Annotated in this window: 20 protein-coding genes and 1 riboswitch; of the genes, 12 read left to right on the top strand and 8 right to left on the bottom strand. The window is 39.8% G+C overall.

Annotated features, from left to right (window positions below; all coding sequences use genetic code 11):
• Window positions 1–32: 32 nt before the first annotated feature.
• Both H5079_RS14225 and thiI read left to right on the top strand, forming a co-directional pair.
• Window positions 33–701 carry a TetR/AcrR family transcriptional regulator gene (locus H5079_RS14225; RefSeq protein WP_058373949.1) on the top strand — a complete coding sequence of 223 codons (669 nt, stop codon included), beginning with the start codon at window positions 33–35 and terminating at the stop codon, window positions 699–701.
• A 72-nt stretch (window positions 702–773) separates the two neighbouring features.
• Entirely contained in the window at window positions 774–2,231 is a 1,458-nt protein-coding gene (gene thiI / locus H5079_RS14220) for a tRNA uracil 4-sulfurtransferase ThiI (protein WP_182684345.1), read from the top strand.
• A 25-nt stretch (window positions 2,232–2,256) separates the two neighbouring features.
• Here the strand turns inward: thiI and H5079_RS14215 are convergent, their stop codons facing one another.
• Both H5079_RS14215 and H5079_RS14210 read right to left on the bottom strand, forming a co-directional pair.
• Entirely contained in the window at window positions 2,257–3,159 is a 903-nt protein-coding gene (locus H5079_RS14215) for a ketopantoate reductase family protein (RefSeq protein ID WP_086993957.1), read from the bottom strand.
• Window positions 3,152–3,502 carry a VanZ family protein gene (locus H5079_RS14210; protein WP_011328935.1) on the bottom strand — a complete coding sequence of 117 codons (351 nt, stop codon included), beginning with the start codon at window positions 3,500–3,502 and terminating at the stop codon, window positions 3,152–3,154. Before H5079_RS14210 ends, H5079_RS14215 begins: the two co-directional genes overlap by 8 nt.
• A 163-nt stretch (window positions 3,503–3,665) precedes the next feature.
• Between H5079_RS14210 and H5079_RS14205 the strand changes: the two genes are divergently transcribed.
• Both H5079_RS14205 and H5079_RS14200 read left to right on the top strand, forming a co-directional pair.
• Window positions 3,666–4,148 (top strand): YajQ family cyclic di-GMP-binding protein, encoded by a 483-nt coding sequence (locus tag H5079_RS14205; RefSeq protein ID WP_011328934.1) that lies wholly within the window; start codon window positions 3,666–3,668, stop codon window positions 4,146–4,148.
• A gap of 250 nt (window positions 4,149–4,398) precedes the next feature.
• A riboswitch (cobalamin riboswitch) is annotated at window positions 4,399–4,564 on the top strand.
• A 36-nt stretch (window positions 4,565–4,600) separates the two neighbouring features.
• Window positions 4,601–6,439, top strand: a complete 1,839-nt coding sequence (locus tag H5079_RS14200; protein WP_182684344.1) for a TonB-dependent receptor domain-containing protein — start codon at window positions 4,601–4,603, stop codon at window positions 6,437–6,439.
• Between the two features lie 70 nt (window positions 6,440–6,509).
• Here the strand turns inward: H5079_RS14200 and msrA are convergent, their stop codons facing one another.
• From msrA to H5079_RS14185, 3 genes are all read right to left on the bottom strand, one after another.
• Window positions 6,510–7,046: a peptide-methionine (S)-S-oxide reductase MsrA gene (gene msrA / locus H5079_RS14195; RefSeq protein ID WP_089368653.1), complete on the bottom strand. Its 537-nt coding sequence runs from the start codon at window positions 7,044–7,046 to the stop codon at window positions 6,510–6,512.
• A gap of 87 nt (window positions 7,047–7,133) precedes the next feature.
• Window positions 7,134–10,232 (bottom strand): efflux RND transporter permease subunit, encoded by a 3,099-nt coding sequence (locus H5079_RS14190; protein ID WP_182684343.1) that lies wholly within the window; start codon window positions 10,230–10,232, stop codon window positions 7,134–7,136.
• 3 nt (window positions 10,233–10,235) lie between these two features.
• Window positions 10,236–11,288, bottom strand: coding sequence for an efflux RND transporter periplasmic adaptor subunit (locus H5079_RS14185; RefSeq protein WP_089368651.1), 1,053 nt, complete (start codon window positions 11,286–11,288; stop codon window positions 10,236–10,238).
• A 244-nt stretch (window positions 11,289–11,532) separates the two neighbouring features.
• On the opposite strand from H5079_RS14185, the gene H5079_RS14180 reads away from it, so the two are divergent.
• The 6 genes from H5079_RS14180 to H5079_RS14155 all read left to right on the top strand — a co-directional run bounded on the left by H5079_RS14180 (window position 11,533) and on the right by H5079_RS14155 (window position 17,040).
• A complete protein-coding gene (locus H5079_RS14180; RefSeq protein WP_179808032.1) occupies window positions 11,533–12,240 on the top strand; it encodes a DUF2982 domain-containing protein in 708 nt (235 codons plus the stop codon).
• 21 nt (window positions 12,241–12,261) lie between these two features.
• On the top strand, window positions 12,262–12,594 hold the full coding sequence (locus H5079_RS14175; protein ID WP_011328927.1) for a hypothetical protein: 333 nt from the start codon (window positions 12,262–12,264) through the stop codon (window positions 12,592–12,594).
• Between the two features lie 67 nt (window positions 12,595–12,661).
• Entirely contained in the window at window positions 12,662–14,323 is a 1,662-nt protein-coding gene (locus tag H5079_RS14170) for a DUF1566 domain-containing protein (protein ID WP_182684342.1), read from the top strand.
• A gap of 9 nt (window positions 14,324–14,332) precedes the next feature.
• Window positions 14,333–14,848, top strand: a complete 516-nt coding sequence (locus H5079_RS14165; RefSeq protein ID WP_011328925.1) for a DUF1566 domain-containing protein — start codon at window positions 14,333–14,335, stop codon at window positions 14,846–14,848.
• A gap of 147 nt (window positions 14,849–14,995) precedes the next feature.
• The gene (locus H5079_RS14160) at window positions 14,996–15,913 is read left to right on the top strand and encodes an AAA family ATPase (protein ID WP_182684341.1); all 918 of its coding nucleotides are present in this window, start codon (window positions 14,996–14,998) and stop codon (window positions 15,911–15,913) included.
• Between the two features lie 11 nt (window positions 15,914–15,924).
• Window positions 15,925–17,040, top strand: a complete 1,116-nt coding sequence (locus H5079_RS14155) for a general secretion pathway protein GspB (RefSeq protein WP_182684340.1) — start codon at window positions 15,925–15,927, stop codon at window positions 17,038–17,040.
• Window positions 17,041–17,047: 7 nt separating this feature from the next.
• Here H5079_RS14155 and H5079_RS14150 read toward each other — a convergent pair whose 3' ends face one another.
• Both H5079_RS14150 and putA read right to left on the bottom strand, forming a co-directional pair.
• Window positions 17,048–18,241, bottom strand: a complete 1,194-nt coding sequence (locus tag H5079_RS14150) for an HD-GYP domain-containing protein (protein WP_182684339.1) — start codon at window positions 18,239–18,241, stop codon at window positions 17,048–17,050.
• 120 nt (window positions 18,242–18,361) lie between these two features.
• Window positions 18,362–22,165 (bottom strand): bifunctional proline dehydrogenase/L-glutamate gamma-semialdehyde dehydrogenase PutA, encoded by a 3,804-nt coding sequence (gene putA, locus H5079_RS14145; protein ID WP_179808038.1) that lies wholly within the window; start codon window positions 22,163–22,165, stop codon window positions 18,362–18,364.
• 169 nt (window positions 22,166–22,334) lie between these two features.
• On the opposite strand from putA, the gene H5079_RS14140 reads away from it, so the two are divergent.
• Window positions 22,335–22,817, top strand: coding sequence for a winged helix-turn-helix transcriptional regulator (locus H5079_RS14140; RefSeq protein WP_011328920.1), 483 nt, complete (start codon window positions 22,335–22,337; stop codon window positions 22,815–22,817).
• A gap of 67 nt (window positions 22,818–22,884) precedes the next feature.
• Here H5079_RS14140 and H5079_RS14135 read toward each other — a convergent pair whose 3' ends face one another.
• Entirely contained in the window at window positions 22,885–23,490 is a 606-nt protein-coding gene (locus H5079_RS14135; protein ID WP_011328919.1) for a TIGR04211 family SH3 domain-containing protein, read from the bottom strand.
• 216 nt (window positions 23,491–23,706) lie between these two features.
• Between H5079_RS14135 and H5079_RS14130 the strand changes: the two genes are divergently transcribed.
• Window positions 23,707–25,227, top strand: coding sequence for a CYTH and CHAD domain-containing protein (locus tag H5079_RS14130; protein WP_182684338.1), 1,521 nt, complete (start codon window positions 23,707–23,709; stop codon window positions 25,225–25,227).
• Window positions 25,228–25,389: the final 162 nt, after the last annotated feature.

Genomic DNA, 25,389 nt, shown 5'->3' with positions numbered 1-25,389 from the left:
GTAACTTGTTGAATAAAATAGAGTGTTAGTATATGAATACCAAGGATAAAATAATACACACCAGTATTTCATTGTTTAATGAGCATGGTGAGCGAGCGATATCAACTAATCATATAGCCTCGCATTTAAACATGAGCCCGGGTAATCTTTACTACCATTTTAAAAATAAAGAAGACATTATTCGCCATATTTTTGCGCTGTATAGTGAGCACTTGAGCACTCACTTTAAACCTATAAACAAAAATGATGATGCATTTAGTCAGTTAACGGTATATCTAGATTCGCTATTTGAACTGATGTGGCGCTACCACTTTTTTTACGACAATTTAGGCGATATTTTGGCGCGAGATACGCAGCTTAAGCAGGCTTATATTGATTTTCAACTAGAGCTGTTAGAGCAGGTGCGTAAAATAATACTTGGTTTACGTGATAGTGAAATGATTGCGATTAATGAGCAAGATGCGCTCGAACTTGCACATACGCTTAAATTAACAGTTAGTTTTTGGACCCCTTATATTAAAGCCCGCAGGCTCAGTGGCGCACTTGCCGAGCAAGATATTTATCATGGTATTTTAAAAGTATTAACTTTATTTAGAGCCTACAGCACAGATAAAAGTAGCGATAAAATGAACCAGTTACGCGAAAAATACACGCAACTTGCTCACTCAGCCCCAAGTATTCCGGCTGCTCTTAGTTCCTAGGCGTTAATTTTTTTGCTATAATCGCGCGCCCAATGCCTGGGAGCGCGAATTCCCGCAGTCTAAGAGTGAACTATGCTTAAATTTATCGTCAAACTACATCCTGAAATTGCCATCAAAAGCCGCTCGGTTCGTAAACGCTTTACCAAAGTGTTAGAAAATAACATTAAGATTGTACTGCGCCGTATTGACGAAAAAGTACAAGTTAGAAACAACTGGGACAATATCTCAGTAGTTACCCTACTTGAAGGTGAGCAAACACGTGCCACTTTTATTGATAGCCTAGCGCGAATTCCGGGTATTGTGCAGTTTATAGAAGTAACCGAAACGAGCTTTGAAACGCTTGACGATATTTTTAAAAAAACCATTGAATTAGTTGGTCACACCATTGAAGGTAAAACGTTTTGTGTACGCGCTAAACGTATTGGTAAGCATGACTTTACTTCAACGGAGTTAGAGCGTTATGTGGGCGGTGGACTAAATCAGCATGTTGCCGGTGCAAGCGTAAAGCTAAGCCACCCAGAAGTAACGATACGCCTTGAAATAAAAGACGAGAAAGCTTACATAGTATCGCATACTCACCTTGGCATGGCAGGCTTCCCGCTGCCAACACAAGAAGATGTACTATCGCTTATGTCTGGCGGTTTTGATTCGGGTGTAGCCAGTTATCAAATGATCCGCAAAGGCGCTCGTACGCACTTTTTGTTTTTCAATTTAGGCGGTGCGGCGCACGAAATTGGTGTTAAACAAGCGAGCTACTACTTATGGAATAAATACAGCTCAACTCATAAAGTTAAATTTATTACCGTTGATTTTGAACCAGTAGTAGCAGAAATATTAGAGAATATTGAAAACAGCCAAATGGGTGTGGTGCTTAAACGCATGATGATGCGCGCAGGCAGTAAAGTGGCCGAAAAATTAAATATTCAAGCTTTGGTAACCGGTGAAAGTATTGGTCAGGTTTCTAGCCAAACATTAGCAAATTTAAGTGTCATTGACCGCGTAACCGAAACCCTTATTTTACGCCCGTTAATTCAACACGATAAACAAGAAATTATTAATATTGCACGTCAAATTGGTACGGCCGAAATGGCCGAAACGATGCCGGAATACTGTGGTGTTATTTCTAAAAAGCCAACTGTTAAAGCTAAAATAGAAGTAATAAAAGCAGAAGAAGAGAAGTTCGACTTTGATATTCTTAATACCGTAATAGAAAACGCACGAGTAATGGATGTGCGCGATATTGATGTAGAAGCTAAGCAGGAACTAAAAGAAGCTGAGTCGGTTGCCGATTTACCAGCTGGTGCAGTGGTAATTGATATTCGCTCTCCAGAGGAAGAAGAAGCAGCACCACTGGAAATTGATTCTATAGAAGTGGTGCATTTGCCGTTTTTTCGCTTAGCAACTAAGTTTGGTGATTTACCAAAAGATCAAGACTATTACTTGTATTGCGATAGAGGTGTAATGAGCCAGTTACAAGCGCTTATTCTACACGAACAAGGCTTTACTACGGTAAAGGTATATCGCCCGTAAAAGTTAACTATTTAAAAAGCGTGGTTTATACCGCGCTTTTTTTTGCTGCAATTTTAGCTAAAAGTTCATCGTTAAAAGGGGTTTTTATATTATAAAGCTTGCCTTGCTCGCTAATGTACCCACAAATTGCCATTATTTCAGTTGCTCTATTGTGAGCAACATCTTGTTGCATAGATGAGAAGTTCTCTGCGGTACGTGCCATCACATCATACGCACTGCTCAGTGCATTGATTAACGTTACATCAAGGTTTTTTGCCTTAGCAATATTACATGCTTCGGTTAGCAGGTTAATTATAATTGAGCAATATTGAGGCTCGCGCAACTGACCATTTTTAATGTTATGTAGCGCACTTAGCGGATTTATTGCTATGTTAACTAATAACTTATTAAAACGTAGCTGCTCAATATTCATAGACGCATTTAAAAGGGGGATCGCGGTTAATTGATCCGCCATAATTTTGCTATTTTTAACACCTAAGTTGTTACATCCGCCAATTATACTTTGCCCATTACCAGTGTGCTGTACTATATATTGGTTTGATTTAAACCCAGCCATACTCGTTGTTAAAAAATAAAGCGCTTGGTGTTCATTGAGCTCACATTTTAACTGCTCTACATTACCCATACCGTTATGCGAAAGCACAACAGAGCAATGCTGAGGCAAAAACTGTTTTACTTGTGCAAATGCGCTTTGCACTTGAAAGGCTTTTACCGTAAATAAAAACACATCAAATTTAGGTAAACTATTAAGCTCATTTAATGAAATAAAAGAGGCATTTATTTTTTGTGAAGCACTGTTGTCACTACTGTAAAAGCGAGTGTTACTCGTACTTTTTCGGGTTAACACGCTTACACTATGCTGCGCACTTAAAAAGTGGGCTAATAATAAGCCTATTGCGCCGTCGCCAATAATAAGAATTTTAGCCATGAGAGTTCTTTTTACGTGGGGTTAAAATTGCTTTGATTATAAAGTAGCTTGCTGCGCCGGCAAAATCTGCAATAAAATCTGCGATTGATGCTTGCCTATATGGAAGTGCGTCTTGCATTATTTCTATTGCAGCACCGTAACCGGCTAATAAAAGTATTTGTGCGTATAAAGGGAGTTTAAACGCTTTATCCATTATTATGGCAAGGATGAAAAATATCCCAAAGTGGGCTACTTTATCAACATGAGGAAACAGGTTGCCAACCCCTTTTATTTCTTTCGCAAATAAAAAGGTAAACACCACAATACTAATTAAAAAAATTGCTTGATAAACACGCCTTGTCACAACAAATCCTAAAATCGCTTAAAAAAGAAACCGTAGTATATCAAACTAATTTAGTATCGCACCTGAACAAGATGCATAAAAGTGTAAAGATTTATAGTTTTAGCGTTATAATCGCTTTAATAAATTAAGTATAAAATTAAGATAAAATAGTTAGGAGAAATCAATGCCTTCATTTGATATTGTATCTGAAGTAGAAATGAACGAAGCTAAAAACGCAGTTGATAATGCAAACCGTGAACTAGAAACTCGCTTTGACTTTAGGGGAGTTGATGCATCGATTGAGCTAAATGATAAAGTAATTAAGCTTAAAGCCGAAGCTGACTCTCAGGTTATACAATTATTTGATATTTTAGCGAGTAAAATTTCTAAGCGTGGTATGGATGTATCAAGCCTTGAATTGCAAGATATTAGCCGAGCGGGTAAAAATGTTTTTCGTAACGTTGGTTTAAAGCAAGGTATTGAAAAAGAGATGGCTAAAAAAATAGTTAAAGCCATTAAAGATTCAAAAGTTAAAGTACAAGCCGCCATTCAAGGTGAAGAGGTACGCGTAACAGGTAAAAAGCGAGATGATCTTCAAGAAGCTATGCAAGTAGTACGTAGCGCCGATTTAGGCCAGCCATTTCAGTTTAAAAACTTCCGCGATTAATAAAACAGATTACAGATATTATAGAGATTAGGAGGCTAATTTTTAAAAAATTTGTGTTAAAAAAGCCAAGCTACAGCAATGAAGTTTGGCTTTTTTGCTATTAGTAACTTGATATGTAATCTAACTCTTTTACAGTGATTGTTGAGGGTTTATATCGTTAAAAATCAAACTTTGGCTATATAGACGTCTATTGACATTTATAAACAAAATACTCACAATAGCGACCTATTTTCAAGGTGCTTGCTTAATACCTTTGTATACGTTTCAAAGTATTGAAATTAACAGCAAGATAATCGGGAAGTTGGTGCGTTTTCAAGACGATAACAACCCCAACACTGCCCCCGCAACGGTAAAGTATTAGCAGCTATTATAGTGTTGACTGAGTCCGGAGACCGGCCTTGAAGTAATCTTACTTATTAACATCTTTGCGGTGGGCAAAGGTAGGGGACATCATGTTAAATAAAACCGCTCTAGGTGTGGCAATTTCGGCTGCACTTTCATTTTCAGTATCTGCAACAGTGCAACCAATCGAAAAAATTACCGTTACAGCTAATAAATTCGAACAACCTATTAGTAATGTGCTGGCCAGTGTTAGCGTAATTGACCGTGCTGATATTGAAAAAAGTAATGTGCGAAACTTACCTAGTTTGTTGGCTTCTCAAGCTGGTTTTCAAATTAACTCAAATGGTGGCTTTGGCCAAAATTCAGGTGTTTCGCTACGCGGTTCAAGTTCACGCCATACCCTTATTTTAATTGATGGTGTTAGAGTTGGCTCGGCTACTCTTGGCTATAAAGGTATTAGTAATATTGCCCTTAATACTATTGAGCGTATTGAAGTTGTTAAAGGTTCTCGCGCTGCTGTTTATGGCTCAGATGCCTTAGCTGGGGTGATTAATATTATTACTCGTAAAGCTGATAATATTCGCTTAGATGCTACTTTTGGCAGCAATGCTTATCAAAGCTACCAAATGGCGGGTGGAACAAATATAAATGATTTAAGTGCATCATTTAACGCTGGAATTGAAAAAACCGATGGTTTTGATGTACTGCAAAACCATGCACCAGATGAAGACGCTTATGAGAACAAAAATATTGGCTTCAATATCGCTTATAACGATGACTATTTAGGCAAGCTAACCGTACAAACTCAGTATAATGAAGGTTATGCTCGTTATGATAATCAGTACAGTGCAGCAGACAGCAGTGATGAAAGTAATGATTTTGAAAACTACCAAGTATCATTAGGGTGGAATAAAAGCTACGAAAATCAAATACACCATATAGCATTCGCATTTTCTAGCGATAGCCAAGATAACACCAGTGAAGGTGTGGTTAGTATGTACGAAACTAAGCGAAATCAAATTGATTATACTGGGCAATATATTGTCTCAGATGAGCTTAATATTAATGGTGGCTTGAACTGGTACAAAGATAAAATAGAAACCAACGCAGGTAATTATGATAAAGATAGCCGTGAGGTTTTTGCTGGCTTTTTAGGTGCGTATTACGATGATAATACGGTTTTAGCTAATATCGCAGTTCGCCAAGATCATGACCAACAATTTGGTGATAAAACCACGTATACAGCAGCGGTAGGTTATCATTTAAATAAGTTTGCTACGTTTAGAGCAAGTCAAAGCACGGGCTTTAAATCGCCTACCTTTAATGATATTTATTTTCCAGGTTCAGGTAACCCAGACCTAAAACCAGAAACGTCTGAGAATAAAGAATTAGGTTTGTTGTTAAGTTATCAAGATATTGCTTTAGAAGTGTCTATTTTCCGTAATGATTTTGACAATAAAATAGCGTGGGCACCAACACCTGCAGGCCCTTGGCAGCCAACAAATATAAACGAAGCGCGCCATGAAGGCATTGAGTTTAGCTTTTCGCAACAACTAATGGGTTTTGAGCATGCATTTAACTTCACTTACTTATCTGCAGAAGATTTAGAAACGGGCCAAGAGTTAGCTTATGTATCAAAAAATACCTTTAACTGGTCTTTAAATAAAGGGTGGGGAGATTTTGATGCGGGTATCGATTTGCAGTATCGTGGCGATAGGAAAGGTAAATTAACAGATTTATCTTCATATACATTATGGAACCTAGTCGGTAACTATCAAGCAACTGAGCAGTTAAGCTTTTCTTTACGGGTCGAAAACCTGTTTGATAAGCAGTACGATGAAGTTGATGCCTATGGTATTGATTTAGATGGCGATTATATAAATGATGAATTTTATTACTATAACACCGCTGACCGACGCTTATTTATTGGTGCTGCATACCAGTTTTAATATGTGCTACGTAGCTTAAACTTAAAAGCTCGCTAAATTAGCGAGCTTTTTTGTGCGTTACAAAATGGGTTTAATCAGCTAAAAACTCTTTAAATTCGGTTTCGAATTTATGCAATTTAGGGGCAATTAAAATACTGCAATAGCCTTGGTTTGGATTTTCGTTGTAATAATCTTGATGGTAATGCTCTGCTGGATAATACGTGGTGGCAGGGCTAACCTCAGTCACTATTGGCTCGCTTACCTGGTTTTGTAATTGAGCGATCACCGCGTTAGTAAGTGTTAGCTGTGTTTGGTTGTGATAATACACAACACTGCGGTATTGTGTGCCTATATCGTTACCTTGGCGGTTGAGCTGGGTGGCATCGTGCAAAGTGAAAAACATTGCTAGTAATACTTCAAAACTAATAATAGTGTCGTCAAATTCAATTTGCACTACTTCTGCATGGCCGCTAGTGCCTGAGCATACTGATTTATAGGTAGGAGTGTCTGTGTTGCCACCAGTGTAACCCGAGCTTACATTTAATACGCCGTTCACTCGTCTAAATGCGGCGTCTATACACCAAAAACAGCCGCCACCAAAGGTAGCGACTTGCGTTGTTGAACTCATAAATACTCCAAAATAGCTGTAAGTTTAGATTATGCAGAGCATAAGTCTAAAGCGTCGTAACAACAAGGTTACGACGCTATTAGGAGGTTAGATCTCTTCGAATGGCTTTTTAGCGGCTTGTTTATCAAGTTTTTGCTGCAAAAACTCAGGTGACTGTGTATTGCGCGCAAGTGCATAGTAAGCAGCAGGTACTACAAACAGAGTCAGTAGGGTTGATACAACAACACCGGTAAACACTACAACACCAATTACCATACGGCTTTCTGCACCCGGGCCCGAGGCTAAAACCAGAGGTACCGCACTCATTACAGTGGTTAATGAGGTCATAATAATAGGGCGTAGGCGCTGCGTAGCGGCTTGTAAAATAGCTTCGCTAAACTCTACGCCTTTGTCGCGTAGTTGGTTAGTAAACTCAACAATTAATATGCCGTTTTTAGCACTTAACCCTATGAGCATCACAATACCTATTTGGCTGTAAATATTGAGCGTAAGTCCTGTGGCCCACAAGCCAAACATAGCACCCATTAAGCCAAGGGGTACGGTAAGCATTATTACAAATGGGTGCATAAAGCTTTCAAACTGTGCCGCTAGTACTAAAAAGGTAACCGTAAGTGCTAAAATAAACACGTAGGTCATGGCCGAAGCACCTTCATAAAACAACTGCGACTCGCCTTTGTAGTCAATCGCGCCATCTATGTCGTTTTCTTCCATGGCCACTTTGTTTAAAAAGTTAAGTGCTTGCTCAAGTGTATAACCATCGGCTAAGTTGGCGCTTAAGGTAATTGCACGCATACGGTTGTAGCGGTTTAAGCGCGATGCGGTAGCTTCTTCTTTTAAGCTAATTAAACTATCAAGCGGGACTAGCTCGCCACTGCGTGATTTAAGATAAATGTTTGATATATCAGTAGGGTTGGCAAAGTCTTCTTTAGTGCCTTTTAAAATAACGTCGTACTCTTCGCCGCGATCTATAAAAGTAGTAACACGACGCTGACCTAGCATAGTTTCGAGTGTACGCCCTACATCAGATACTGAAATACCTAAATCGGCCGCTTTGTTTTTATCTATGCTGACTAAAAACTGTGGGAATGTTTCTTTGTAATCATGATCGATTCTAACCAGTCCTGGATTTTTCTCAGCGCGCTCTATAATACGGTCGCGCCAATCGGCTAGTTGTGCGTAATCGTTACCTTGTAGTACAAACTCGATTGGGCGTGATGAACCACCGCCGCCAATGCCTCGGCGCATAATAGCAAAGGCTCGCACGTCGGTAACTTCCTGCAGTTTAGTGCTTATTTCGTCCATTATTTCCCAGGTAGAACGTTGGCGTTTGTCCCAATCGGCCATACCTACAATTGCTACACCGCCACTGCCGCCCCAGCCTGGTACGCGCACAAGTACGCGGCTTAGCTCGCCAGATTCAGAGTAAGGCATTAAGCGATCTTCAATTTTACTCATGTTAGCGGCATTGTTCTCATAACTGGCGCCTTCAGGGCCACTCATCATAACAAAAAAGGTACCACGGTCTTCTTTAGGTGTTAGCTCAGAGGGTATTTGAGTAAATAATGAATAACTTACAAAGCCAGCTAATAATAAGCTGATCATTAAGCCCCATTTACGGGTCATGTTAGAGGCAAGCGAGTTACGGTAACTAAGCTCTACCTTAGCAAAAAAGCGGTTCATCGACTGGCTAAATTTACTTTCTTTTTCAGAGGCTTTTAATACTTTAGAACATAACGCAGGTGAAAGAGTAAGTGCTGTAATACTTGAGAAAAACACTGCGGCACTTACCGCCATAGCAAATTCAGTAAATAAAGCACCAATACGGCCATCCATAAATACTAAGGGTACAAATACCGAAATAAGCACTAAAGTGGTGGCAATAATTGCAAAGCCCACTTCGCGCGCGCCTCTATAAGCGGCCAATAAAGGAGGCTCGCCAAGCTCTATGCGGCGATGAATGTTTTCTAACATAACAATGGCATCATCAACCACTAAGCCGATTGCTAGTACCAGTGCAAGTAAAGTAAGTAAGTTAATGGAATAACCCATAGCGAGTAAAAACATAAAACTACCCACTAACGCCACCGGCACAGTAACTGCAGGGATTAAGGTGGCACGAATATTACCTAAAAATATAAAAATAATTAATACAACTAAGCCCATAGAAATAGCAAGGGTGCTGTATACCTCATTAATCGATTCTTTTATAAAAATAGATGAGTCGTAACTATCCTCTATAGTGGTTCCTTCGGGTAGGTTACGTTTTATTTTTTCAAGTTCGGCGCGGGCGTTATCAACCACAGTTAAGGTGTTGGCTTTAGCTTGCTTTACAATGCCTAAACCAATCATATTGCGGCCATTACCACGAAATAAACTCTCGTCATCGGCGGCTTCTAGTTGTACATCAGCCACTTCACTTAAGCGTACTAGGTAACCGTCATCACCGCGTTTTATTACTAGGTTTTGAAAGTCGCGCTGATCTTTATAACTGCGGGCTGTACGTACAGTAAAGTCACGGTCAACCGATTCAATTTCGCCAGCGGGTAACTCTACGTTTTCGGTGCGTAGTGTTTGTTCTATATCGCTCGCAGTAATACCGCGAGCAGCCATTGCTTGGCGGTTTAGCCAAATTTTCATGGCGTATTTTCGCTCACCACCAATGCGTACGTTAGACACACCATCAACTACGGCTAGGCGATCAACAATAAAACGCTGTGCGTAATCAGATAATTGCATTGAGTTCATGGTTTCGCTGTTTAGCACAAACCATACAATAGGGCTTTCATCGCTGTTAGACTTAGATACCTCAGGCGGGCGAACTTGTTCAGGTAGGCTATCTGCGGCGCGGGCAACACGCTCACGCACATCGTTAGATGCAGCATCTATATCGCGCTTAATATCAAACTCAATCGTAATATTGGAGCGGCCATTACGGCTCGATGAGTTAATACTTTTAATGCCTTCAATACCCGAGATACGGTTTTCGATGACTTGGGTTATTTTGGTTTCTATGATCTCTGCAGAAGCACCTGTATATTCGGTACTAATATTAACAATAGGTGTTTCAATATCAGGGTACTCACGCAGTGGCAGCATGCTAAAAGCAACGAGCCCAAAGGTGAGTAAAAGTAGGTTTATTACAATCGCAAAAACAGGGCGTTTAACGCTAATATCGGTAATTTTCACGGGTTATCCCTTCACGCTAACTTTACTGCCAGAGCGAATTTTTATTAGCCCCTCAGTTATAATTTGCTCACCATCGGTTAAGCCTTCATCAACAGCAACCCAGCCGTTATTTCTGCCCGCAATATGCACTTCAACACGATTAGCAACACCGTCCAAAATTTGAAATACGTAATGTTTGTCTTGTAGCGGAATAATTGCTTTTTCTGGAACCATTAATGCTTGGTTACTACTTAGCTCTAACGCTGTTTTAAGTAGCATACCAGGGCGAAGCAAACCTGAATTATTTGCAAAACTGGCGGTTACTTCTACGCTACGCGTTACCGAGTCAATACGCGAACTAATATGCGTTACTTTACCGATAAAGGTTTGATCTGGATAAGCATCATTTTGAGTGAGCACTTTCATGCCGGTAGCTAATTGCGCTAAATATTTTTCAGGTACTTTAAAGTCTACCTTAATGATACTTATGTCATCGAGCGTGGTAATAATTGAACTGTTATTTACATAGGCACCAATCGATATTTCACGCTTGCCCAACATGCCAGAAAATGGCGCGGTAATGGTCATTTCAGCTAGCTTGGTTTTAGCACTTTCTAATTGTGCTTGCGTGGCATCAACTCGTGATAATTGCTCTTCAAGTAACGATTTTGCTGTTGACTGAGAACGTGAAAGTTCGGTAAGTCTATCGAGTTGGCGTTTTTCTTCGCGTAAATTAATATTTAGCTCTTTTACAGCAATTTGTTCTTGTTGGCTTTGCAGTTGTACTAGCTTTTGGCCTTTGCTAACTAGGTCGCCATCTTCAAAGAAAATATTAGTCACGTAATCACTTTGTGCGCTGGTAATATATACAGCTTGGTTAGCGCGAGCGCTACCAATAGCTTCAATCATTACTGCATTTTCTTGCGAGGTAACAGTGTGAGCAGACACTTGCGTGGCCATTTGTGAAAAATCTGCTTGTTCACCTTGGCTAGCGGGTAAATATAAATAAACGCTAAATATTACGAGTAGCGTAATAATAAATGGAAAAAGAGCTCTACCTGATTGTCTTGAGTACATTGCTTTAATACCAAAAAATAAATTATAACTATTGTACGAAATAACACCGAGAAAAGGCGGTATTATGTCCCATTAATTTGTGAATTAAGCGTAAAAGTTATAATAATTAATTAAATAAACTCATGCTTGAGCTTTAAAAGGTATTTTATGAAGTTAAATACGTCGTGCAAAAAATGTTTAATGCTCAGAAAAATAGCATTGTGGGGCATTATTATGTTCATTTTTTACAGTGTTTATTATCAATATGGATGAGTTTAACGCTATGCAAATTAAGTATCGTGCGCAGGGAGCTAAGCATGGCATAGAAGTATTAATTGTTGGTGCGATTGGTTTGTTATTCATTATGCTGTTTAATTTATTACGCCCTGGTGAAATTAGCATTCTAGAAATTTTTTTAGTTAGTTTGTGTATTGCAGCAATAACAATTGGTTTTTTTAAAACCCAAGAGCCATTTTATAGCTTAGTGTTAACCACTGAGCAGTTAACTTATCAGCACAAATATGGTGTTTGGCATTTAGCTCATAGTAATTTTAAATCAAGCGGAATACCCAAAATAGCAGTAGGGCTTGAGCACTTAGAGCTTAACGTGGTAGGAATTAAGGTAAACGATATGGATGAGTTTTTAACGGGTTTAGCCCCAAGAATCGCAGGGAAATTATTGATAGAGCAGCGTCATTTATTTATGCAACTAATTCAAAAGAATTGCAAAAATGGCGATTGCCCATCAGAATGGCTGGTAGAGGATACACAATATAGATCTAAAAATGGAATTAGCTATAATGGGTTAATAGCAATGTTTGCCAACAGGGCTAAGCATTTGCAGTTACTAACAGGCTATGAGCTATTATTACCAGCGAGTGTATTAGATAGAAATATTTGGGAATTTAGTGCTAACTTAAATGCATGGCAGCGCGACCCCCTTAAATTTATAGCGTCGCAAGTAAGTAATTAAAACGCGGCAGTAGGAATAATAATGAGCCAAGAAAGAGCTTTTTTAAAAAGTGGTCGTAATACCATAATACATAAAGACAAAAAACTTGATTTAGTCATTGTTAATTCTGAGATCCACCCTCGAATTAAAGTGACCCAAAATGGCTTAGAACCATTTAAAGAAGAGCTGCCAAAAAACCGCCGTGACGCAAAAGAGCGTTACTTAGAAGTTGTTTATGTTGGTAGCGCCGATGTGTTTGGCGAAGAAAAACGATTGTTATTTATTCAAGCTCTTGATGGGCGGGAATACAAGGTTGATTACAGTAAAATAGGTACTAAGTTATTTGTACGTATTCATCAAGATAGTTATTTATAGTACTTAGTGGCACTTTTATTGCTTTAAATAATTATTAATTATTTTTTGATATAAAAAGGTGCTTAGTATGAGAGCAATTGCGTTAATCCCGTTATTGTCGTGTGGGCTATTGGCTGCATGCGGAGGTGGGGGGAGCTCTGATGATGGTGATAACACTCAAGCTTCAGTATTTGCAGGTAACGATTTGCAAATTATTGAAAAAACCGATTTTACTATTACTGCAAAAGGCTCACCTACCGAGGGTACGTTTACTTGGCAGCGCGTAAGCGGCCCCATTGTTGATGGATTTCCGCTCGATGGTGCAGTGCAAACTATTACCGCGCCAGATGTAAAAGCAGACAGTGAACTGGTGCTCAGAGTAAGCTATCAAACAACCGGTGGTGGTTTAGTACATGACGATATTAGTATTTTTATTACTTCAAACAATCAATTACCCCAAGCTGTAATTACTCAAACAGCACCGCAAGTATTGCCATCGGTTTATAACGATACCGTAACGCTAAGCGCAGCAGACTCAACAGATCCAGATACAAATGGTCAAATTAATAGCTACTTGTGGCAATTAATATCAGGACCAGCCCTCAATATTAATAGTTTTACTAATTCTACCTTAAGCTTTAGCCATCCACTGCTTGAAAACCATACAAATTTAAAGTGGTCATTAACGGTTACCGATGATGAAGGGGGAGAGTCAACCTCTGAATATGACATGACTTTAAATAAAACAGCACAAGTTGTTATTGCCAATGCCGGGGCTGATCAGCAAGTTAACGAGTTTGATAAAGTAACCTTAGATGCAAGTAACAGCGCTGCCGCAACCAGTACTTATAAATGTGACTGGCAACAACTAACCGGCAAAGCGGAAACATTAGCTAATAGTAATCAATGTATTACTACTTTTTATGCCTCAGACATAGACACTAACGCCACTTTAAGCTTTGAAGTAATGGTTACTGATTCAAAAGGGCGCACCGCAAACGATAGTGTATTTGTAGATGTTGCACCTAAAGCGCTTGGGTTAATAAACGATACAGGTGTAGGGGAGTGTTACAACAATACTCAACGTATAAACTGTGTTAGTAAAGACTTTCCAAATCAAGATGCTGAACTTGGTCGAGACAGCTTTGCGAATCGTTTAGCCAAAGTAGGGCAAGGTAATTTAGCGTTTGATTACACCAAACTAAATGAGTTTGCCGATGAAGTGGCTGATGACGCACAAAATTTTAGTTGTATTCGCGACAACGTAACCGGTTTAGTGTGGGAGGTTAAAAGCCCTGTGTCAGGTGTGGTACCTAACACTACATTACGCGATGGGCAAAATCTTTATACATGGTACCTTACTGAATCTGCTATTCCTCAAGTAGGCGGAGCAAGAGGCGCAGCTAACTCCAGTTGCCCAAGCAATACTGATTGCGGATTGCAAAGCTATATACAAGAAGTAAATGCGCTAGATTTTTGTGGTGGCACAAATTGGCGAGTACCCACTTACACCGAGCTACTAAGCTTAGTAGATTATGGCAAGCAAGGGCAAAATGTATTAATAGATAAGAGTATTTTCCCTAATACGCCTGCGGTTAGTTTACTGGGTCACTTGCGTTATTGGACCTCTCAAACAGCGGTTGATGGCACCAGTTTATCGCAAGCTTATATTATAGATATGAGCGATGGTAATGACCTTGCTTATCCAAAAGGTAATATTGCTTATGTTCGTTTAGTTAGAAGCCGTTAGGGGAAGTATATGAAATTTAAATTAATAACTACATTTGCGGCAATGAGTTTAAGCTTTAACGTAATAGCTGGGGTTTGTTATGACTCTGTTACGCAAACAACACCAACAGAGCGATTTACAATAAATCCCGATGGCACAGTGTCAGATAGCAAAACAGGTTTAATGTGGCAGCGTTGTAGTTACGGACAAGTGTATAACAATGCTACAGCAACATGCGAAGGCTCTACACCATCATTAACCTGGCAAGCTGCATTGCGAGGCGCAGTTAACGATACAACGGCAAGTTATAATGACTGGCAAGTACCAAATATTAAAGAGTTAGCAAGTATTATTGAACACAGATGTACAGAGCCAAGTATTAACGAATCGGTGTTTTTGGGCACAAAGCTACAAAACTATTGGACCAATACCTCAGGTGTAAATACGATTAATTCTGCTTGGGTTTATCAGTTTGACAGTGGATTAAATAGTTTGCACGCTAAAACCAGTAGTGTTTATTTGCGCTTAATGCGTTACGAAAAATAATCCAATATAAGTAAATGCACAGCTAAGTTGAAAGCAGTGCTTTTTACATTAATTTACGTTATTTCAATAATAAAAGAGCCTGAGTGTTGTCACTAAGGCTCTTTTTTTGCCATTATGGAGGGGATTTATTTACCAAGGAATACTCAGGTGTATTTAAGCTATTTTGGTTTGCATGAAAAACCCTTTTCAATCTCGCCTAATCCCCATTATTTGTTTTTAAGTGAGCGACATAAAGAAGCGTTAGCGCACCTTACCTATGGACTAGGTGAAGACGGCGGCTTTGTATTATTAACCGGCGAAGTGGGTACCGGTAAAACAACCATTACTCGCAGTATGCTAGAAAAACTGCCAGAGAATACTCAAGTTGCGATGATCCATAATCCGGCATTATCAGAGCTTGAGCTCTTGGCGAGTATTTGTGATGAGCTTAAAATTAATTATGATGCACAAAATGCGAGTCTAAAAAGCCTTACCGATGTTATAAAAAAGCACTTAGAAGCAAATAATAAAGCGGGTGGGCATACCATACTTATTATTGACGAAGCGCAGTTACTTGCTCCCGATGTACTAGAACAACTGCGCCTACTAACCAACATAGAAACCGATCATAAAAAGCTATTACAAATAGTGCTGGTGGGGCAACCTGAGCTGCAAGTATTATTAAAACGAAATGAGTTAAGGCAGCTTGCACAGCGTATAACAGCTCGCTATCACTTACTGCCTTTAACACAAGGACAAACGGTGGCATACATTAAGCATCGTTTACATATTGCAGGCTGTGATAAAGGTATTTTTTCGTTGGAAGCAATGCAAAGCGTTCATCAACTTACCGGTGGCGTGCCACGATTAATGAACTTAGTGTGTGAGCGGGCGTTAGTAGGGGCATTTGCAAAACAGCAATTAACAATAGATAGCGAGATTATAAAAAAATCTGCTCTGGAATCATTACCACCCGATTTCATTGCGGCTAATAATACGCCACCTAAAACCGTGCCATATTGGCTATATTGCTCTGCTTTTGTCGCTTTATTTGCAGCCGGCTTAGGGCTTTCATTTATTTTATAGTTAGGTGATTAATGTCTTATTTATTAGATGCGTTAAAGCAATCGCAACAAGCCGATATAAGCGCCGAGCAGTATGACTTACAGGCACAGCAGGCTAAACAGCAACAAGCTCTAGTGCGATACCGCCGCTTGGCGTTTGTGATTGGTGGCAGCTTAGCGGTTAGCTTTAGTGTTGCTGGTGGTTTTGTTAGTGGGAAATGGCTACAAAACAGCTCATTTAATAGTAATAATGAGCAAGTTAGCACTACAGCAATATTAAAAAATACTAATGCCGATAAAGAACCAACAATAACAACCAAATCGGATATAGATAATACAGCAAGATTACAAACTGCAGAGCAAAACATAGCTGTATTAGCGGCGCAACCATCAGCGCCAAAAACGGCCCCGCCAGAAGCAGTAAATACAGCAACTTCAATTCAAGGTCAGTTAGTGTATGTACAAACCCCCAGTGGTATTGTACAAATGTTACTTACGCCGCAAGGGCAATATATTCCAATAATGGAAAATCAAGCCACACTTCAGCAAAACCTAAACCCGCAAAATAGTTTTGCTCAGGGTACGTATGGGCAAGGCGCAATTAATCAGCAGGGATATTCACAACCACATTATAATCAACCTAGCTTCAATCAAACTAGTAGCCAGGCAACACAAGCTGCTGGGCAGCAACCTCAAACAAATATGCCTTCATCGGCATCGCTTGATTTAAGTAAGTATAAAGTGCTTGGTAAACCGCTCGATTCGCAAGGCTCTACAGCACAAAAAACTAAAAGACCTGCGCTTGGAAAGAGCCCAACATTACTAGAAACAGCTTTTGATCAAGCTATTCAAGATACAGAAAAAACACAAAACTACGAAGTAACGCAAGCAACGCGCAGCTCATCACGAGTGCAACCAATAGAGCTGTTGCCAGATGGATTGCAAGCCATGTTACCGCCACTTAAATATCAGGCGCATATATATTCCTCTGCACTCGATAAGCGTTGGATCAAGCTCAATGGTCGCGAGCTTTTTGAGGGCGATAGTATAGGTGCATTAACAGTGCGAGAAATAACACCAGAGCAAAGCGTACTTGATTTTGACGGCTACGAATTTAGCTTAAAGGCGCTACAAGATTGGCCGCAATAGCGGCTAATTAGGGTAAAATTGAATTTTTATAAAAGCGTTGTAAGTCAATTTTGTATTCGTCAGCTTTAACTGCCGACTCAAGCGTATCTTGACTTTTTTTATGTGCCAAATCTATGTCTTGCACTTGGGTGTAGCGCCCATGCTTTGCACTATAGAAAGTTTTAACAACGGGCTTTAGTGGGCTGGCAGGGTTGCTCTGTGTCACCAGTCCCACTTTTTGACTCGAGAGCTTAACCAGTGTGCCTACCGGGTGAATACCGATACACTGAATAAATTTAGTTAATAACTCACTATCAAAACTATCAGGGCAACCTTCTTTTAATATTTTAAAGGCTTTTATCGGCTCCATACCCGCTTTATAAACGCGCTCAGCTGTGAGTGCATCATACACGTCAACAATTGACGCCATACGCACATACTGGCTTATTTCATCGCCTTTTTTACCAAACGGATAGCCTTTACCATCTAAGCGTTCATGGTGCATACCGGCAATATCAACAGCTATACCTTTGAGCCCTGCAGCTTGTAAAATTTCTTTACTAAAGCGCGCATGATTTTTCATTATTGTAAATTCTTCATCAGTAAAACGTCCCGGCTTATTGAGTACTGCATCAGGAATTTTTATTTTGCCAATATCATGCAGTAGCGCGCCAGTAGTTAGCTGTTCAATAATATCTTTATCTATATTCAAATGCTTGGCAAAAATACTAATTAAAATAGAAACATTAATAGAGTGCTCTAACAGGTAGGCATCTTTTTGGCGCATTTGAGTAAGACAAGCAAGTGCATCTTGATTTCTAAATACCGAATCCATAAAACCACTAGCAAGATCTCTAAAAGGCGCTATGTCTATATCTCGGCCTGCTTTTATATCTTTAAATGCTTTAATTTGTAGAGATTTAGCTTCATCGTAGAGCTTTTTAGCTTTGCCCATTTCTTGTTCAGCACTGTGCGTTTTTTGCCAAGGATCGCGCTTTGCAACAGGGGAAGGTGTATTGGCAGGCTCTTTCTCAGGCACTGATTCGATGAGGGTTTTATCTGGATCTATTTCAATTTCTAAAATACCGACATTTTTTAACTTATCGATGCCTGCCTGGGTTTTAACCCAGCCTTGGCTTTTTATTTTAATACGTCCGGTTTGCTTTGTTACGCTTTGTACAAACATGCCAGGTAATAACTGCGAAATTGGAATGACTTTCAATTTAATTCACTTCATATAAGTATTCTACTGGTTAAAGTAACAAAAATATTACAATTAACATAGTAAAAAAGGCACCCTAAGGTGCCTTTTCATACGAATAAGTAATTAGTGCTAAACTAGTTACTCATCATCTTCAACAAGCGTCATCAGCGATGTATTACCACCCGATGCCGTTGTATCTATACTGATGGTTTTTTCAGTTACTAAACGTTTAATAAGCGTATCGTAATATTCAGAGCTGATCACTGGCAAAATAGCACCTTTACGCTGCGCTAGCTGCTGGCTGAAATAACCAAAGCGAGAAGAGCGTGCTGCAACCACAGCGCCGGCTAAGTGCGGATGTGCCAATATAGCTTGTAACTGATTTGGTTTAGCTACTTGGAACACGCCTTCGGCAACACCGGTGGCAATAAATTTATCTCTAAAGGCAACCGCTTCTTCATAAAATATTTCAGAAGCAACAGTAATTACCGTATTACCCGCAGCAATTGCAGTAATGATCGATAATGCCCAAAAGTTAAACGATGTGCTCTTATCGGCGTAACATACAACACAACCACGTGCTTCAAGGTGCAATGTATTAGACTCACCCGTTGGCCCTGGTAATGTAGTAAATTTACGCATGTGCTTTTCTAAGCGATTAAGTTGTGCACGTGCATCGGCAAGTGTTAGTGCTAAATCGTCAGCTAAGTCGTCAATAATTTCAACTGTGGCTATTTTAGCAAGCAATTGACGCACCGCAGATACACGGTCGTTTAATGGTGTTGAGCGCCAAATTTTTTCATCGCGCATAGAGTTAATCATTAGCTTTTCTACTTGCTCATTTGCACCGCTGTAGTGGTGTAAATCCAGCTCGTCTGGCGTTAGATTGGTCATTTGCACGTTTTCTGGCGATGCTTTTTCTTTTACTAAACGTTGTAAGTAGTTAGGGCCACCGGCTTTAGGGCCAGTACCAGATAAACCACGGCCACCAAATGGTTGCACACCAACAATAGCGCCAATCATATTACGGTTAACGTATACGTTACCTGCACGCGACATTTTAGCTAGGTATTCACAGCGCTCTTCGATACGCGAATGCACGCCCATAGTTAAGCCGTAACCTGTGTTGTTTATTTGATCCATAACACTGTCTAGTTCGCTCGATTTAAAGCGTATAACGTGTACACATGGGCCAAATACTTCACGCTTAAGTACCGATAAGTCTTTTATTTCGTATAAGCGAGGAGCAAAGAAGTACGCACCATTTACTGTGTTATCTGGAATTTTACACTCGTAATGTAATGTCGCATTACCTTTTAAGTACTCAACGTGATCGTTTAAGCTTTTCAGCGCTTTTTCATCAATTACCGGGCCTACGTCAGTAGATAGTAACGATGGGTCGCCTATATGTAATTCAGCCAGTGCACCTTTAAGCATTTCGATTATGCCATCGGCAACGTCTTCTTGAATAAATAATACACGTAACGCTGAACAGCGTTGCCCAGCACTTTGAAAACCAGAACTAATTACATCGTCAACCACTTGCTCAGGGAGTGCTGTTGAGTCAACGATCATACAGTTTTGGCCGCCTGTTTCAGCAATTAACGGTACTTGAATATCGCTACGCGCCGCGAGTGTTTGTGAAATAAGCGTGCCTGTTTCAGTCGAGCCAGTAAACATAATTGCTTGAACGCGTTCATCCGGAACAATTGTTTTACCTACGTCACTACCGCGGGCTATTACCGCTTGCACAACATGCTCAGGTAAACCTACCGACAGCATAAGTTCAATGGCACGCAGCGCAATTAGGCTGGTTTGCTCAGCTGGTTTTGCAATAACGGTATTACCGGTCACAATGGCAGCGGCTACTTGGCCTAAGAAAATAGCTAGCGGGAAGTTCCATGGGCTAATACATAAAATAACACCACGAGCTTCAAAGCGCTCATCTTGCGATAGCTCTTCAGCGCGGGCTGCGTAGTAACGACAAAAATCAACCGCTTCGCGTACTTCATCAATACCATCTTTAGCTATTTTACCGGCTTCTTTAATACAAATAGCCACTAGTTCGTCATGATGACGCTCTAAAATATCGGCAACACGGCGTAATAAATTAGCACGTTCTTTTACCGATGTTTGTGACCATGATTCAAAAGCGCTTTCTGCGTTGGCTAGCAAAATTTGCATTTCATCGCTAGATTGCAGTTTTATATGGCCAATTACTTCTTTGTGGTTTGCCGGGTTTTTAACTGCCACAGAGCCTTCAGGTACTTGGCTTGGCTCAATTAAGTGCTCGTTAAACCACAGATCAAGGTTTTCTTTAAACGGAGTGATCACGTTTATATCGGTTAAATCCATGCCTTTTGAATTGGCACGCTCGGCGCCATATAAGTCAATTGGCATTTTAATTTGCGTATTGTATTTATTACGTAAACCTTGCAGTGTTTCTACCGGGTCAGGTAATAGTGACTCAACTGGCTTAGTGGTATCTACAATGGCATTAACAAACGATGAGTTAGCACCATTTTCTAATAAACGGCGTACTAAGTAAGCCAGCAGGTCTTCGTGTTGGCCCACTGGTGCGTATACGCGGCACTGAATTTTTTCCTCGGTAACGATTTGGTCAAATAAAGATTCGCCCATACCGTGTAAACGTTGGAATTCAAAACCGGTGTTATCACCTTTAGCCACTTCTAATATAGTTGCTGCTGAGTAGGCATTATGGGTAGCAAACTGTGGGTAAAGTACATCACGTGCTTCGAGCATTTTCATGGCACACGCTTTATAAGACACGTCGGTGGTTGCTTTGCGAGTAAATACCGGAAAATGCTCTAAACCATCTTGTTGTGTGGTTTTTATTTCAGTGTCCCAATAAGCGCCTTTAACTAAACGCACCATCATTTTACGACCCACACGGGTTGCAAGTTCAGTTAGCCATTCAATTACAAATATAGCGCGTTTTTGATACGCTTGAACCGCTAAACCAAAGCCGTTCCAACCTGCTAGGTCGTCATCACTAAATACCGCTTCAATTACATCTAAAGAAATATCTAAACGGTCTGCTTCTTCAGCGTCAACAGTAAAGCCAATGTCATATTGTTTAGCTGCTAGCGCAAGCTCTTTAAGCTTAGGCACAATCTCGGCCATTACGCGTTCTTTATGCGTAAACTCATAACGAGGATGAATAGCAGAAAGCTTAACTGAAATGCCTGGGCTTTTTATTGGGCCACGGCCATTTGCCGCTTTACCAATAGCATGAATCGCGTTCATGTAGCTGTCAAAGTAACGCTGCGCATCTTTCATGGTGCGCGCGCCTTCGCCTAGCATGTCGTATGAATATACATAACCTTTTTGTTCTTTATCGGCAGCACGTACTATTGCTTCGTCAATGGTACGACCCATAACGAATTGCTTACCCATAATTTTCATCGCAAAGTTTACTGATTTACGAATAACAGGCTCGCCTAAACGACCTATGGTTTTTTTAAGCATACCAAATTGCTGTTCTTTGGTTTTATCTGTGTAGTTAACCATTTTACCGGTTACTAATAGACCCCAAGACGATGCGTTAACAAATAACGAATCGCTGCTGCCTAAATGAGAGCTCCAGTCGCCCTTTGCTAATTTGTCACGAATTAATGTGTCTTGAGTTGCTTTGTCTGGTACGCGAAGCAGGGCTTCGGCTAAGCACATTAATACTACGCCTTCTTCACTAGAGAGTGAAAACTCATTTAATAGTGCATCAACACCGCTTTGACCATCTTGGTCTTTACGAATATTTAAAACAATTTGGCGAGCTCTTTCCCAGGCACGACTTCGTGCTTTAACACCTACTTCAGCAAGTGGTAAAATATGATCGATAACCGCATTTTCGTCGATGCGGTAGAAGTCACGGATTTTTTGTCGAATTGGACAAGTCGTTGTCAAATCGCTATTGAATAACATAAGCAACCCTCAGGAGTGTTAAAACTTAAGGTAAAATTAATTACCACTAAATATTCGTTGGTGTAAGGCGTGCATTCTAATTAAAATTCAGCAGAATATGCTGGTTAAATTTGGCGTTTTACGCTAATTTACAGGGCATATTTTCTACTTATCCGTATAAAGTTCTGTTATGACGAGTCCAAATAGATTACGCCTGCTTGATCGTATCGATTTAGCTATTTTAGACGTTCTGCAACAGAACGGCAGAATTTCAAATGTTAACCTCGCAAAGCAGGTTAATTTAAGCCCCAGCCCTTGTCTTGATCGTGTAAAGCGTTTAGAGCAAGAAGGCTATATTGAAGGCTATGTTGCAAAGCTTAGCGAAGCCAAGCTTAATCAAAGCTTAGTTGCACATGTACAAGTGTCGCTGGTGACTTCAAATACCGCGGTATTTAAAGTGTTTAGAGAACACATTTTAAAAATTAGGCAAGTAGTGGAGTGCGACATGGTTGCTGGTGGCTACGACTACTTGCTGAAAATCAGGGTATCAAACATGGACGAGTACAGGCAAGTGCTTGGCGACTTAGTTGATATACCTGGAGTGGGAACGCATCACACCTACATGGTAATTGAAAAAATAAAACAAGATCCGGGTCTGCGCCTAGATTTGTAATATAAACTGCAGGCATAAAAAAAGCATCTAATGATGCTTTTTTTATGCGACTAATTAAGTTGTCGTGTTATGCCCAGCCTTGGTAGCGCTTACGGCGAGACAACACAATCGTTAATATAATACCTAAAAACAATCCTAAAAATGCAATAGCACCGCCATAAGTAAGTAATTGGCGTTTTTCTTTAGAGCTAGTAGCTTGCTTTAAAGTGCGCTCTTGCTCAAGTGTAGTTTTTAATTGAGTTATTTGTGTAAACAATTGTTTGTTTTGGTTTGTTAACTGCACGTTTTGCTCTTGCAACTGCGGTAATTCAACTTGTGCTTGGCGCAGTTCATTTTGTATTGAGCTCATTTCATCACTTAACGTTTGGTACTGCTTATGTAAGCCAGCTGTTTGTGTAATGTATTTAGCTTCAACCCAACCTTCACGATCTTTATCATCCTTAACTTTTAAAAAACCGTTTTCTTCACTCGATAATAAGGTCAGTTGTGTGCCTGCATCAATAGAGCCGAGTAAACGATAGTTTTTGCTCGCACCAGAGCGCATAAACGTATAAAGATTGTCAATTATATAAGCTGTTTTTGCATTGGTGGGGGCTGCTGTTTGAGCTTCTTCTGCTTGGCTCGCAAATGTTGAGGCTGTTAAAAACAGCCATAATAAACAGTGTTTTAGCATTTATTTACCTTGTTAATCTAACCGTGTCCGTTTAGAACGTGATTTTATATTTCACATAAGTATAGCGATAATATGGATTAAATAGCGCAATAGCAAGGTTGATATTGTAACCGGTGTTATTTTATTAGCGGCCCATTTTGACTAAAATATTTGCAATATGGGGCGGCTTTGTTTATTTTGACCACTTATTAATTTTAAGGGTAATCCGCATAACTAATGGATACTGAGATAGAACTAAAATTTTTGGTATCAGATGCCGTCATTCCACTGATCCCCTCATTAATTACACAATTTGCAAAAACAGTTACTAATAAGCCATCTCGAAGTTTACAAAATGCTTATTATGATACGCCAAGCCGTGAGCTTAGAGCCCTTGATATTGGCTATAGAACGCGTTGTGCTGATAATAAATGTGAGCAAACAATTAAACTCGCCGGTGAGGTTGTTGGGGGCTTACATCAACGCCCTGAATTTAACTTACCAATAGAGTCTAATCGTCCAGATTTAATGGCATTTGACCCATCTATTTGGCCTCATGGCATGCAAGCCAATGTTATTGCAGAAAATATACATCCGATTTTTAGTACCAACTTTATTCGCCGTACTTGGTTAATTGAGACTCAAAACGGTGCAAAAATTGAAGTAGTGCTTGATAAAGGTGAAATTGCCGCAGCGGGTAAAGTTGAGGTGATCAGCGAGCTTGAAATTGAACTTGTTGAGGGCAGCCGTAATGAATTATTTGCGCTAGCCGATAAATTAGTAAGCCAAAACTGTATTCGCTTAGGTTTGTATTCAAAGGCCGCAAGAGGGTATCGCCTTGCTGACGACACGCCACTGCAACCAAGTAAGTCTATTGGGTTTGTTAAACTCAAAGGGCAAGTAACCCAAGAGCAAGCATTAATAGAGGCTATGGGTTTTGGTATTCGTTTTGTGCAAAAGCACGAACAATGTTATTTCGATAAGCCAAGTTTAAAAACATTAAAGCGAGTAACCGACGGTATAAGCTTAATTCGTCATAACTTTTGGTTGTTTGACGACATTGTTAGCAAAGAAAGTACTGAGCATTTACGCAACGAATTAAAGTGGTTACTCAGCGAGTTAGCGTGGGTTGAAAATGCAATTCAATTAAAAACCTATACTTCTAAACGCCACGCTTTTTATAAAAAAATAAACAACGCACCGGCATTAACACAAGTTATTAATGACCTAAAAGAGCTACAGCCTAGCATTGACGACATTTATGCGCTGTTTCATAGTGCACGCTATAATCGTTTAATACTGTCGTTAACAACCTGGTTAATAGACAAACAATGGCGCAAGTTTTGGGATCAAAAGCAATTACAAAACGCTGACCAATCGGTAGCCAGCATTGCTAACCGTTTGTTTGATAAAGATTGGCGAAATTTGCATAAGCTGTTACCTAAAGAACAAACTTTAACCGCGAATGATTACCTTAATATACGCACACAATTAGAGAACAGTTTACTAAGTGGTAATTGTTTAGGTGCGTTATTTGATAAAGAAGAGCGCTTAGAGTTTAGACTCCCTTGGCTTGATATTTCTCATGGTATGTACGAGCTTAGTACCCTTGACTATTTAAAGCAGCTTTGCGGTGGTCAAGAAGATGAAAAGCTAGCTAAAATTCAAACATGGCTAGCACAAAAAACAGAATACTTGGTAAGTGCAATGGAGCAAAGTAGATTGGCTTCGTTCGATATAAAGCCTTATTGGCTTTAGATTTACAGAATATGATTAAATAAAAAAGGCTCATTACGAGTAATGCCAGTCAGTTAAGCTGACTGGTATTTTTATTTTTGTTAGATGGGTATTTTGATGGTTTGGGTTTTAACCATCTTTTATAGCTTCTTTCTTCACGCCTTTGTGGCAATTTAAAGTAAC

The sequence above is a fragment of the Pseudoalteromonas sp. SG44-5 genome, from assembly GCF_014164175.1.
Classification (GTDB): domain Bacteria; phylum Pseudomonadota; class Gammaproteobacteria; order Enterobacterales; family Alteromonadaceae; genus Pseudoalteromonas; species Pseudoalteromonas nigrifaciens.
The sequence above is the reverse complement of the archived record's forward strand: the minus strand, read 5'-3'. Positions and strand labels throughout refer to the sequence as shown.